Annotated in this window: 16 protein-coding genes and 1 tRNA gene; 15 read left to right on the top strand and 2 right to left on the bottom strand. The window is 34.3% G+C overall.

Features of this window, described 5'->3' with window-relative positions; genetic code table 11:
- Positions 1 to 77 precede the first annotated feature (77 nt).
- The 5 genes from MG292_RS10840 to MG292_RS10860 all read left to right on the top strand — a co-directional run bounded on the left by MG292_RS10840 (position 78) and on the right by MG292_RS10860 (position 3,054).
- A complete protein-coding gene (locus MG292_RS10840) occupies positions 78 to 404 on the top strand; it encodes an ArsR/SmtB family transcription factor (protein ID WP_264532711.1) in 327 nt (108 codons plus the stop codon).
- Positions 405 to 420: 16 nt separating this feature from the next.
- Positions 421 to 897, top strand: a complete 477-nt coding sequence (locus tag MG292_RS10845; RefSeq protein WP_264532710.1) for a DUF6428 family protein — start codon at positions 421 to 423, stop codon at positions 895 to 897.
- A 17-nt stretch (positions 898 to 914) separates the two neighbouring features.
- The gene (locus tag MG292_RS10850; RefSeq protein ID WP_264532709.1) at positions 915 to 1,538 is read left to right on the top strand and encodes an arsenate-mycothiol transferase ArsC; all 624 of its coding nucleotides are present in this window, start codon (positions 915 to 917) and stop codon (positions 1,536 to 1,538) included.
- A 151-nt stretch (positions 1,539 to 1,689) separates the two neighbouring features.
- Positions 1,690 to 2,724, top strand: a complete 1,035-nt coding sequence (gene arsB / locus MG292_RS10855; RefSeq protein WP_264532708.1) for an ACR3 family arsenite efflux transporter — start codon at positions 1,690 to 1,692, stop codon at positions 2,722 to 2,724.
- Between the two features lie 105 nt (positions 2,725 to 2,829).
- Positions 2,830 to 3,054 (top strand): hypothetical protein, encoded by a 225-nt coding sequence (locus MG292_RS10860; protein WP_264532707.1) that lies wholly within the window; start codon positions 2,830 to 2,832, stop codon positions 3,052 to 3,054.
- A gap of 45 nt (positions 3,055 to 3,099) precedes the next feature.
- On the opposite strand, the gene MG292_RS10865 is transcribed toward MG292_RS10860, so the two are convergent.
- Positions 3,100 to 3,552: a DUF4442 domain-containing protein gene (locus MG292_RS10865; RefSeq protein ID WP_264532706.1), complete on the bottom strand. Its 453-nt coding sequence runs from the start codon at positions 3,550 to 3,552 to the stop codon at positions 3,100 to 3,102.
- Between the two features lie 206 nt (positions 3,553 to 3,758).
- Here MG292_RS10865 and MG292_RS10870 point away from each other — a divergent pair, with 206 nt between their 5' ends.
- The 5 genes from MG292_RS10870 (at position 3,759) to MG292_RS10890 (ending at position 8,053) form a co-directional block, all read left to right on the top strand.
- Entirely contained in the window at positions 3,759 to 4,214 is a 456-nt protein-coding gene (locus MG292_RS10870; RefSeq protein ID WP_264532705.1) for a DUF4870 domain-containing protein, read from the top strand.
- Between the two features lie 111 nt (positions 4,215 to 4,325).
- On the top strand, positions 4,326 to 4,658 hold the full coding sequence (locus tag MG292_RS10875) for a PadR family transcriptional regulator (RefSeq protein WP_264532704.1): 333 nt from the start codon (positions 4,326 to 4,328) through the stop codon (positions 4,656 to 4,658).
- Between the two features lie 2 nt (positions 4,659 to 4,660).
- Entirely contained in the window at positions 4,661 to 6,382 is a 1,722-nt protein-coding gene (locus MG292_RS10880; RefSeq protein ID WP_264532703.1) for a PspC domain-containing protein, read from the top strand.
- Positions 6,383 to 6,387: 5 nt separating this feature from the next.
- Entirely contained in the window at positions 6,388 to 7,125 is a 738-nt protein-coding gene (locus tag MG292_RS10885; RefSeq protein ID WP_264532702.1) for a head GIN domain-containing protein, read from the top strand.
- Between the two features lie 79 nt (positions 7,126 to 7,204).
- Positions 7,205 to 8,053 carry a GIN domain-containing protein gene (locus tag MG292_RS10890; protein WP_264532701.1) on the top strand — a complete coding sequence of 283 codons (849 nt, stop codon included), beginning with the start codon at positions 7,205 to 7,207 and terminating at the stop codon, positions 8,051 to 8,053.
- A gap of 56 nt (positions 8,054 to 8,109) precedes the next feature.
- On the opposite strand, the gene trxB is transcribed toward MG292_RS10890, so the two are convergent.
- Complete coding sequence (gene trxB, locus MG292_RS10895; protein WP_264532700.1) at positions 8,110 to 9,060, bottom strand: thioredoxin-disulfide reductase; 951 nt, start codon at positions 9,058 to 9,060, stop codon at positions 8,110 to 8,112.
- A 152-nt stretch (positions 9,061 to 9,212) separates the two neighbouring features.
- Here trxB and MG292_RS10900 point away from each other — a divergent pair.
- The 5 genes from MG292_RS10900 to dapB all read left to right on the top strand — a co-directional run bounded on the left by MG292_RS10900 (position 9,213) and on the right by dapB (position 12,459).
- A tRNA-Pro gene (locus MG292_RS10900) sits at positions 9,213 to 9,287 on the top strand.
- 192 nt (positions 9,288 to 9,479) lie between these two features.
- Positions 9,480 to 10,247 carry a ParA family protein gene (locus MG292_RS10905; protein ID WP_264532699.1) on the top strand — a complete coding sequence of 256 codons (768 nt, stop codon included), beginning with the start codon at positions 9,480 to 9,482 and terminating at the stop codon, positions 10,245 to 10,247.
- Positions 10,248 to 10,251: 4 nt separating this feature from the next.
- Positions 10,252 to 11,151 (top strand): ParB/RepB/Spo0J family partition protein, encoded by a 900-nt coding sequence (locus tag MG292_RS10910; RefSeq protein WP_264532698.1) that lies wholly within the window; start codon positions 10,252 to 10,254, stop codon positions 11,149 to 11,151.
- Entirely contained in the window at positions 11,151 to 11,711 is a 561-nt protein-coding gene (locus MG292_RS10915) for a DUF5683 domain-containing protein (RefSeq protein WP_264532697.1), read from the top strand. The genes MG292_RS10910 and MG292_RS10915 overlap by 1 nt, the downstream gene beginning before the upstream one ends.
- A gap of 46 nt (positions 11,712 to 11,757) precedes the next feature.
- Positions 11,758 to 12,459 (top strand): 4-hydroxy-tetrahydrodipicolinate reductase, encoded by a 702-nt coding sequence (gene dapB / locus MG292_RS10920; protein ID WP_264532696.1) that lies wholly within the window; start codon positions 11,758 to 11,760, stop codon positions 12,457 to 12,459.
- Positions 12,460 to 12,473: the final 14 nt, after the last annotated feature.

Consider the following 12,473-nt stretch of genomic DNA (forward strand, 5'->3'; position numbering starts at 1 on the left):
ATAACAAATATGCAAAAAAAATATAAATAGATAAATTAAATTATTTATCGTAATATTGCAATATAATAATATAACAAATGGGAATTACTAAAACAGAAAGATTCACAGCAGAACAAAATGAATTGGCAATTTTAGCCAAAGCCATAGGCCATCCAGCGCGAATTGCAATAATCGAATACCTTTTAAAAATAGATTCTTGTATTTGTGGCGATATCGTCAATGAATTACCTCTCGCCCAGCCTACCGTTTCACAACATCTAAAAGAATTGAAAAACGCAGGTCTAATCAAAGGGAATATAGAAGGAACCTCCATTTGTTATTGTATTAACGAAGAAGGTTTTAACAAATTAAAAGGCTTTTTTCAAAATATTAATGCGTACCTTATTAAGAAAGAATGTTGTTAACTAAAATTATAAAACTATGACACTTTCAGCAATTAAATCCGAACTAAAAAAAGCATCCACTATTGCTTTTCAATTACCAAATGGCCAACTCGTAGCACCTCACTTTCATGTGACAGAAGTAGGAAAAGTGACCAAACATTTCATCGACTGTGGCGGCACAGTTCGAACAGAAGAAGTGGCTAATTTTCAACTATGGGAAGCTAATGATTACGACCATCGTTTGCAGCCCGAAAAACTAATTAGCATCATTGAATTATCAGAAAAAACATTGGCACTTCCTGATTTAGAAATCGAAGTCGAATACCAAATGAAAGACAGCATTGGTAAATTCGGATTAGAATTTGACGGATCTCATTTTCAATTAACCTCTAAATTAACTGATTGTCTAGCCAAAGACAATTGTGGTATTCCTGAAACTCAATCACAGCCTAAAGTAGGACAATGGAAAACAAAAGCTACTTCATGTTGCACACCTGATTCCAATTGTTGTTAAATCAAAATAAATAGAACATGTTCCAAAACTTAACTACAACTATAGAAGGCATTTCTAATACTACTCTTTCCGATGAACGAAAAGAAATCCTCCAAGCTTTAATTGACTATATACAAACTAAAATCGACACGCAGCAACCGATTCGTTTGAACTTTATTTGTACACACAATTCAAGGCGTAGTCATTTATCTCAAATTTGGGCGCAAACGATGGCATTTCACTTCGGAATTAAAAATATATTCTGCTATTCGGGCGGAACAGAAGCTACCGCCATGTTTCCTAAAGTAGGCGAAACATTAGTTAATCAAGGATTTCAAATTCAACAATTAAATAGTGACAAAAATCCTGTATATGCTGTAAAATACGACGAAAATGAAGCGGCTATCATTTGTTTTTCAAAAACATTTGATGACGCTTTCAATCCGAACAGTGCCTTTGCAGCCATTATGACGTGTTCCTCTGCCGATGCAGGTTGTCCCTTCATTGCAGGAGCTGAAAAACGTTTACCCATTCGCTACAACGATCCTAAAGCCTTCGACGGAACCAACGTAATGAATGCAAAATATGCTGAGCGTAGCTTGGAAATTGCTTCAGAACTGTATTATGTTTTTTCGAAAATCAACTATCCTGTAAGGTTATAAAAACCTTGTAGGTATTTTAATTAACAATAAATGAGATTGCTTCGTGCATTATAATGAACCATGAAATCGCTACTAAAACTAGTTTGCGATAGCAAAATCAATAGATAGAAGCGATAACATATAGGACCGCTGACAAATAACATTAACATATATGAAAAAAAGACTTAATTTTTTAGACCAGTTTTTAACCCTATGGATATTTTTAGCCATGCTAGTTGGTGTTGCTATTGGTTACTTTATCCCAAATACCGCTAATTTTATTAATTCTTTTTCTACTGGAACGACCAATATTCCTTTGGCTATCGGGTTGATTTTAATGATGTATCCGCCTTTGATTAAAATTGACTTTTCAAAAGTTCCTCAAATGTTTGAAAAACCAAAACTCCTTACCGCTTCCATTTTTATTACGTGGATTGTAGGGCCATTTTTGATGTTTTCATTAGCGATTTTATTCTTAAGAGATTATCCCGAATATATGACAGGCTTAATCATCATTGGGCTAGCTCCTTGTATTGCTATGGTTATTGTTTGGAACGAACTCGCCGAAGGTAACCGCGAACTTACCGCAGGATTAATAGGGATTAATAGTCTTTTGCAAGTTTTTTTCTTCAGTTTGTATGCCTATTTCTATCTAGAGATTATGTTGCCTCTTTTTGGCATCAAAGGCTTAGCGCTGAACATTACTATTGCTGAAATTGCACAAACCGTCGGAATCTATTTAGGCATCCCTTTTGTATTAGCGGTAACTAGTCGCTATGCTATTAAAAAATTCATTAGCGACAAATGGTTCAACCAACAATTCCTTCCTTTTGTGTCTCCCATTACCCTGATTGCCTTATTGTTCACCATTGTAGTGATGTTCAGTTTAAAAGGAGAAATGATTGTTTATTTACCTTTGGACGTACTTCGCATCGCTTTACCTCTAGTAATTTTCTTTGCCATTATGTTTACATTAATGTTTTTTGTGAGCAAAAAAATTGGCGCTAATTATCGTGATGCCGTAGCCCTATCATTTACCGCTTCTGGGAATAATTTCGAATTGGCAATTGCCGTTGCCATTGGTGTTTTTGGCATTAATAGTGGACAGGCTTTTGCGGGTGTGATTGGACCATTAGTAGAAGTTCCAGCTTTAATTACTTTAGTGAATGTCGCGTTTTGGTGGAGAAAAAAGTATTTTAACCAATAATGGATTTAAGCAAACATTAACTTTATTTTAAAAATCAATCTTGAAATTTATTTTATCTTTGTAAGAGATTGAAAACTAAAAATAAAACAGATAAAAAATAAAATTATGAAAAAAGTAGTAGCTATTCTAGCCTTGGCTTTGTTTACTGTAAGTATGAATGCTCAAGAAACAAAACAAGAGAAAAAAGAAATGAGTGTAACCATGAAGCACGATAAAAAAATGAGTGCTGACGAAGTGGCTAAATGCAAAGCCAAATGCAAAGCAGAAGGGAAAAAATGCGATGCTAAAATGGAAACTGCATCTGGCAAAAAATGTTGTGCAAAAAAATAATCAATTAAGATTCCAATACAAAAGCCTCTTAAAAAGAGGCTTTTTTTATTTCACACGAATACTCCATTCAAAATCCATTTCAGAAACCTGAACTCCTTGTTCATTCATTCCAATGGATTTCATCCAAAAAGTTTGTCCTTCGCCTGTAGCAATAGTTTTTTGAATCGCAGCTTCAATTAAATGACCGTCATTGCAGGTAAACGTAATACGTCCTGTTGCTTTCTTAGTAAAATTACTCTTATTATTGGCTACCAACATCGATATCTTACGACCGCTTTTTTGAATATGATACATCACTAAAGCACCCGTACTCAACTCAGCCCCCATGGCTTGAACTGCAAAATACATGGACTGAAACGGATTTTGATTGATCCAACGGTGTTTTACCGAAACTACACATTGATTAGCGTCTATGGTTTGTACTCGGACTCCGCAAAAGTAAGCCGAAGGCAATTTAAACAACAAAAATCGATTCAGTTTAGATGCTGTAAATGTCATAAAAGTAATTTTTAGTAAAAATAATAAATTGAATTGGATTTTATATCTCGCATCAAAAACACTACTAACAATTTGATTTAAAGATAAATAAATTAAAAATACTTGATTTTAAAATGTTAATATTATGTTAATATTTACTACTATGTAAAGCAAGATACTGTTTTTTAGATATATATTTGCATAAGAAATTACTATATACTCGTATTATGCTAACAAATTCAGAAAAAAATTGGGCTGCCTTGACACACTTAAGTGCGTTAAGTCAGTATTGTTTTCCGTTGGGAAATTTTGTGCTACCTATCATTATTTGGAGTTCAAAAAAAGACCAATCCGATTTTATTGATGCTAATGGAAAGCAAAGTTTGAATTTTCAATTGAGCGTTTTATTGTACTCGTTGATTTTGGGTGCTATCATCGTTCCGGTATTCTTGATTGTTTTTTTACAACATCTTCCATTATCCGAACTGATTCAATATCGAAATTTTAGAATAGAACACATTAATTTTGGAGAAAGTACAGGGTTAATTAGTACGGGTTTCATTGCCATATTCTTTTTAGTTTGCTTAAAAATAGTCGAGTTTTTTTTGATTATTCAAGCTTCGGTTAAAACGGCTAACGGAGAATCCTACAGCTATCCCTTAACCATAAAATTCATGAAATAAAGTGTACTCCTAGCCCCGATTGCAATGAAAATCCTTTTTATGGAGCACAGCGAAATAAAAAGATTGTAATGGAAAGCGGGAAACAGCTCCTTAACAAAAAAACAAAAAGAAATGAACATAGAAAACACTAAAGCCCAGATGCGTAAAGGGGTTCTCGAGTTTTGCATCCTCTCGGTTTTGAAAGAGAAATATGCCTATACCTCCGAGATATTAGATACCTTGAAAAACGCTAAATTATTGGTCGTGGAGGGAACGATTTATCCACTTTTAACCCGATTAAAAAATGATGGTTTGTTAGACTACCGTTGGGAAGAATCAACTTCTGGACCGCCAAGAAAATATTATGGTTTGACCGAAGATGGACAAGCTTTTTTAAATGAATTGAATGGCACTTGGATGGAATTATCAAATGCTGTAAACTTAATCACTAATCAAAACGAATAGTCATGAATAAAACTGTAACTATAAATTTAGGCGGAATTGTATTCCACATTGACGAAGATGCGTATCAAAAATTATCGCGCTATTTTGATGCAATCAAACGTTCTTTGAATAATTCATCAGGACAAGATGAAATAATCAAAGACATCGAAATGCGTGTATCTGAATTATTAGGTGAAAAATTACTTTCTGATAAACATGTGATTGGGTTAAAAGAAATTGATGAAATGATTGCCGTAATGGGACAACCAGAAGACTACATCATTGAAGACGAGCCTCAAAGTGAAACCAGATACACTGCGTATAAAAAATCGAAAAAATTGTACCGAGATAAAGATAAAGGTATGATCGGTGGGGTGGCTGCTGGATTAGGACATTACTTTGGTATTGATGTGGTGTGGATTCGAGTGATAATGCTATTACTTCTATTTGGAGCTGGAACTGGAGTTTTAGCCTATATAATTCTATGGATTGCTACACCTGAAGCAAAAACTACTTCAGAAAAACTAGAAATGACAGGCGAACCCGTAACAATATCTAGTATTGAGAAAAAGGTTCGAGAAGAATTTGATTCAGTTTCTGAGAAATTTAAAAATGTCGATTATGATAAATTTGGTAACCAAATCAAAACTGGAGCCGACAAATTAGCAGGCTCGTTAAGCGAAATCATAACCAATATGTTCAAAGTTTTTGCAAAGTTTTTAGGAGTTATTCTAATAATTACAGGACTTACTGTTTTATTTTTCTTATTTGTTGGCATTTTTACTTTGGGCACCGGAATTTTTATAGAATTCCCATGGACTGAGTTTATCAATGCAGGAAACTTTACAGATTATCCTATTTGGGTATTTGGTTTACTAATGTTTTTAGCGGTGGGAATCCCATTCTTTTTCTTGACTTTGTTAGGATTTAGATTGCTATCACCTAACATAAAATCTATCGGAAGTATTGCAAAATACACCTTGCTAGCATTATGGATTCTTGCCATTGCTGCACTAATTTCTATTGGAATTCAACAAGCTTCCGAAGTAGCTTATGAAGGCAAGACCGTTCAAAAAGAGAATTTGAATATCCAATCTACTGACACACTTCAAATTAAGTTCAAATACAACGAATACTACACTAAAGATATTGATGATAATGATAATTTTAGGTTTGTGCAAGATGCCTCAAACAACCAATTAATTTACTCTAATAATATTCGATTTGAAATTTTAAAAACAGACGAAAAAGCACCTTTTATCCAAATTGAAAGAATGGCTAGAGGAGCGTCTTTCCAAGAAGCTAAAAAACGAGCCGAAAAAATTCAGTACGGCTTTAAATTAGAAAGGAATCAGTTACTTTTAGATAATTATTTATTAAGTAGTATAAAAGATAAATTTCGAGATCAAGAAGTAGCTATTTATTTGTACTTACCTGAAGGAACTTTATTTAAAGTTGATGAATCTGTTCAGCATTATGATGAATCTGACGATGAGTTTTTTAATCTGCATTTCAGTTCTAATGATTACATTTACAAAGTAAATACAACACAGGTGAAATGTTTAAACTGTCCAGAAAATGAAAACGAATACGGTGATGTTGAGACAGGAATTACAGAGGATATCACTGGTAACGATACCATTGTTACCACAACGGTTAAAGTCAATGGAGAAGTTGTAACCGTGAATCAATCGTCAAAAAAAGGGCTAACCATAAATAAAGAAGGTGTAATTATAAAAAAATAATAGCTATGATAAAAATCATCACTTGGATTACCAAAATTATTGTAATCGTACTTACTGCACTGTTTTTTAGTTCCTGTCATTTTGACTATAATAGCGTCAAAGGTAGTGGACGAATCACAACCGAGAACAGAACAATACCAGAGAAGTTTACAAATATTGATGTAAGCAGCGCAATCGAATTAATCATCGAACAATCAGACAAGACTGAAGTTGTGGTGGAAGCAGATGATAATCTTCAAAACACAATTGTAACCGAAGTTAAGAATGGTAAGTTGATCATTGCAAATAAATCATATATCAGCATTCACAATGGTACACGTAAAGTACGAGTAAAAATGCCAATAATTGAGGGATTAGAGGCTTCTAGCGCTTCTAGTATAACCAACGTAAACGCATTAAAAGGAAACCAGCTCTATCTTAAAACTTCAAGTGCTGCAACTATAAATTTAGACGGCATTGAAATAGATACAATTAGCACTAACTCCAGTAGCGGAAGTACAATTAAGTTAAAAGGATTAGCATTAAAATTAATCGCCAAAGCCTCTAGTGGAAGTGCTAACAAATGTTTTCGATTATTTGTAAACGAAGTCAGTGCTGATGCATCGAGCGGATCTAATATCGAAATCCATCCTATTGTTAGTTTGAAAGCGGAGGCTTCGAGTGGCGCATCGATTAATTATAACACCACCCCCAAAACCATCAATCAAAAAGCAAGTTCTGGCGGTAGTATCCAATTAGACTAAAGTCAACTCATTTCAAAATAAGATAAATCATTCATCACAAGTGAATGATTTTTTTATATTTGTATAAAACCAACTAACTATGAAACCAAGAATCTACCTTTCAATTATTATGCTCCTTTTTTCATCAACACTGCTTTTAGCACAAAAAGCCGAAAAAATAAGAGGATCTAAGGTAGTCACATCCACCACAAAAGAAGTCAAAGCATTCAACGCCATTGAAATAGAAGATAATCTAGAAATCAATTTAGAAAAAGGAGATAAAAACGAAATTAAAATTGAAGCTGATGATAATTTGCATGATATCATTACCTTAGAAGTGCAAGATAATATCTTAATGCTTGCAACGAGCAAAGAAGCCCAAGGATTCAAAAAACTATCCGTTACAATAAAGTACACTAATGATTTGAACCTGGTAACTACCAAAGACGAATCAGTTGTCAATGCCATACAAGAAATTGTTTTAGAAAACATCACTTTCAAAACCTTTGATCGTTCCAAACTTTTTTTAAATGCAAATTCTAAAAATTTCATTCTTCAAGCGAACGACAAATCAAAAACAGAACTTAATCTAAAAGGAGAAAGTACTTTTATTGAACTAAGCAAGAATGCTACATTAAAAGCGCTCATCAATAGTACTGATCTTAAATGTGACTTGTACCAAAAAGCAACTGCCACTATAGAGGGGGATGCGAATAATACCGCCTTTCGCTTAGGTAATTCAGCAGAACTCAACGCACGTAATTTTAATAGTAAAAATACCGACCTTATAATTGAAGAAAGCGCTTCTTGTAAACTATTTGCCGAAAACAACATTAACATTGAAGCAACTGACAAAACCGAAATCGAGTTGTATGGTGACCCCAAAATAGAAATTCGGAAACTTGCTGGAGAAGCCAAATTATTCAAAAAACCTGCTTCAAAAAAATAAAAATAATCATAAAAAAAGTCCCAAAATGGGACTTTTTTTATAAGTATAAAACGGCATTAATGACCTTTGGCTGCCAAATAACGTTCTGCGTCCAAAGCTGCCATACAACCTGTACCCGCAGCCGTAATCGCTTGGCGATACACATGATCTGCCGCATCTCCAGCTACAAAAACTCCTGCTACATTTGTTTTTGAAGTACCTGGAGTATTCACAATATATCCTGTTTCATCAAGCGTAATATAGTCTTTGAAAATAGTTGTATTCGGTTGGTGTCCAATAGCTACAAAGAAACCTGTCGCTGGAATTTCAAAAATTTCGTCAGTCGTTTTATTTCTCACTTTAATACCTGTCACCACTTGTTCGTCTCCCAACACTTCTACTGTGTCGTGATTCATTAAGATAGTAATGTTCTCTGTAGCGCGAACACGTTCTTCCATAATTTTAGAAGCTCTGAATTTTTCACTACGCACCAACATAGTCACTTTTTTACACAATTTAGATAAGTAATGCGCTTCTTCACAAGCCGAATCCCCTGCTCCAACAATAACCACCTCTTGATTTCTGTAGAAAAATCCATCACAAACCGCGCAAGCAGAAACACCTCCGCCCATTTTTAAATAATGCTGTTCTGAAGGCAATCCTAAATATTTTGCCGAAGCGCCTGTAGAAATAATTACCGTTTCACAATGCAATTCAATCGTATCATTAATCCAAACCTTGTGAACTGATCCCGAAAAATCAACTTTAGTAGCCCATCCATCACGAATATCAGCACCAAAGCGTTGTGCTTGTGCTTGCAATTGCATCATCATTTCTGGCCCTGTTACTCCATCCACATAACCTGGAAAATTTTCTACTTCGTTAGTAGTAGTTAATTGCCCACCTGGTTGCATTCCTTGGTATAAAACCGGATTCATATTGGCTCTTGCTGCATAAATAGCAGCCGTATAACCCGCTGGTCCAGAACCTATTATAAGACATTTGATTTTTTCGATTGTATCTGACATAATTGTATTTTTTTTCTGAATGACAAAGGTAATTTTAAATTAAAAATATTCATCAAAAAAATATCATTTTTACTTATTAAAAAATAATCGCTTCCTATTTATCATTTTAACTTGCTAAAATAAAAATTAATAGTATATTTGCAGCGCTGTTACGGGGTGTAGCGTAGCCCGGTTATCGCGCCTGCTTTGGGAGCAGGAGGCCGCAGGTTCGAATCCTGCCACCCCGACAAAATCCTTCTTGCAATGCAAAAAGGATTTTTCTTTTTTAGTTCCTCACCAAAAAACAGCTGAATCTAAATAAAACAAGCTTTAAATGAACATTAAATGACAATAAATCAAGTCATAACAAATGTTAACAAAATAGATTTTCAGAAACAATAAATAATTGTATTTTTACCATTCAAAATTTAAAAAAATAAATGGGTAAAATCATTGCTATTGCCAATCAAAAAGGAGGAGTTGGAAAGACTACTACATCAGTAAATCTTGCTGCTTCCTTGGGTGTTCTAGAAAAAAAAGTATTACTAATCGATGCTGATCCTCAAGCCAATGCCACATCGGGATTAGGAATTGATGTTGAATCAGTTGAAATTGGTACGTACCAAATTTTAGAACATAGCCATTCACCAAAAGAAGCCATCATCAGTTGTTCGGCTCCGAATGTAGACGTAATTCCTGCTCATATTGACTTGGTTGCCATCGAAATTGAATTGGTTGACAAAGAAAACAGAGAATACATGCTCAAAACAGCACTAGAAAGCGTGAAAGAGCACTATGATTTTATCATTATTGATTGTGCCCCATCCTTGGGATTGCTAACACTTAATGCTCTTACTGCTTCTAATTCTGTTATCATTCCAATTCAATGCGAATATTTTGCGTTAGAAGGTTTAGGGAAATTATTGAACACTATTAAAAGTATTCAAAAAATCCACAATCCAGAACTCGATATTGAAGGACTTTTGCTAACCATGTTTGATTCGCGTTTACGTTTATCCAACCAAGTAGTTGAAGAAGTACAAAAACATTTTAACGATATGGTATTTGAAACCATCATCCAAAGAAATATAAAATTAAGCGAAGCGCCTAGTTTTGGCGAAAGCATTATTAACTATGATGCAACAAGTAAAGGTGCTACCAATTACTTGCATTTAGCACAAGAAGTAATCCAAAAAAACAGCAATTAATTGTATGGCAAAAGCAATAAAAAAACAAGCCTTGGGAAGAGGATTATCTGCACTATTAAAAGATCCAGAAAACGATATCAAATCGGTACATGATAAAAATGCGGATAAAGTTGTAGGAAATATTATTGAACTTGAACTTGATTCAATTGAAATCAATCCCTTTCAGCCAAGAAGTAATTTCAATGAAGAATCATTAAAAGAATTAGCCACTTCTATCAAAGAATTAGGTGTAATTCAGCCTATTACTGTACGAAAATTAGAATTCAATAAGTACCAATTAATTTCGGGAGAGCGTCGTTTACGTGCTTCTACCTTAGTGGGTTTAAAAACAATTCCGGCCTATATCCGAATTGCAAATGACAACGAATCCTTGGTTATGGCCTTGGTGGAAAACATCCAACGTCACGACTTAGATCCTATTGAGATTGCACTTTCGTACCAACGCTTGATGGACGAAATTGAATTAACTCAAGAACAAATGAGTGAGCGCGTAGGTAAAAAACGCTCTACAATTGCCAATTATTTGCGCTTGCTAAAACTAGACCCAATTATCCAAACTGGTATTCGCGATGGGTTTATCAGTATGGGGCATGGTCGTGCTATTATCAACATTGAAGATTTAGATGTTCAAACTGATATTTACCAAAAAATTGTAAGTCAAAATTTATCCGTTCGCGATACAGAGGCTTTAGTAAAAAATTATCAAGAAAGTTTGAAGCCTAAACCAGCGACTAAAGCCAAATCAGCTTCTTTTGAAGTGACTCCAAGCGATAAAAATAAATTTGCAGACTATTTTGGAACCAAAGTAGACATCAAAGTAGCAGGAAATGGCAAGGGTAAAATTACCATTCCTTTTCACTCTGAAGAAGACTTCAATAGAATTGTCAAATTAATCAAAGGATAGTGCATAAAACTCTTTTCATAGCTATTTTCTTTTTATTTCTGGGAAACACCGTCGTTTTTGCACAAACTAAAGCCGTTACCCAAAAAGCAGTAAAAGACAGCTTGAAATCGAATAATATCGATCCTTTAACCCCAGCTAAAGCCGCTTTTTATTCGGCTGTATTACCCGGTTTAGGTCAAGCCTACAATAAAAAATATTGGAAAATTCCTTTGGTATATGGTGCTATTGGAACTAGTCTCTATTTTTATATTGATAGCAATAACAAATACCATCAATATAGAGATGCTTACAAAAGACGATTAGAAGGTTATAGCGATGATAAATTTAGTTATCTTGACAACAATCGACTAATCACAGCACAAAAATTCTACCAACGCAATAGAGATTTATCCTCTTTATTCGTTTTAGGATTTTATGCTTTGAATATTATTGATGCCAATGTAGATGCAGCTTTGATACAATTTAATGTAAATGAAAAATTATCTGTACAACCAATTGTATATCCCGACGGTGTAACATTTAAGGCCAACGTGGGACTAACTCTTAATTATAATTTTTAGAAGGAAATAAAGGAACTTCTAAATGGATTTTAAAAAAATATAAAAAATGAAAATTGCACTTTTAGGATACGGAAAAATGGGAAAAGTGATTGAACGAATTGCCCTTGAAAGAGGTCACGAAATTGTCTTGAAAAAAGACGAGTTCAATACCTATGACGGACTTGCAAATGCAGATGTAGCAATTGATTTTAGCGTTCCAATGGCAGCTGTTGACAATATTTCGAGTTGTTTTCATGCCAATGTTCCTGTAGTTTCTGGCACCACGGGTTGGTTAGAACATTATGACGAAATGATTGCCCTTTGTCAGGAAAAAAAAGGAGGTTTTATTTCTAGTTCTAATTTTAGCTTAGGAGTGAACTTGTTTTTTGAATTGAATGATTATTTAGCCAAAATAATGGCACCATACACTTCCTATTCTGTTGCTATGGAAGAAATTCATCACACCCAAAAATTAGATGCTCCAAGTGGAACTGCTATTTCATTAGCCAAAGGAGTTATTGAAAATAGCGCGTATACGAATTGGACTTTGGATACACCCAATACAAACGAAATTCACATTGAAGCGGTTCGAACTGCCGATGTTCCTGGTACACATACCGTAACCTATAATTCTGAAATAGACAGCATCGAAATCAAACATACTGCTCACAATCGCGAAGGGTTTGCTTTAGGCGCTGTAATTGCCGCCGAATGGTTGGCTGGCAAACAAGGAGTTTTCACAATGAAAGACGTATTAAATTTTAAATAATTTCTTAAAGTTTA

The organism is Flavobacterium keumense, from assembly GCF_029866485.1.
In the GTDB taxonomy this organism is placed as follows: domain Bacteria; phylum Bacteroidota; class Bacteroidia; order Flavobacteriales; family Flavobacteriaceae; genus Flavobacterium; species Flavobacterium keumense.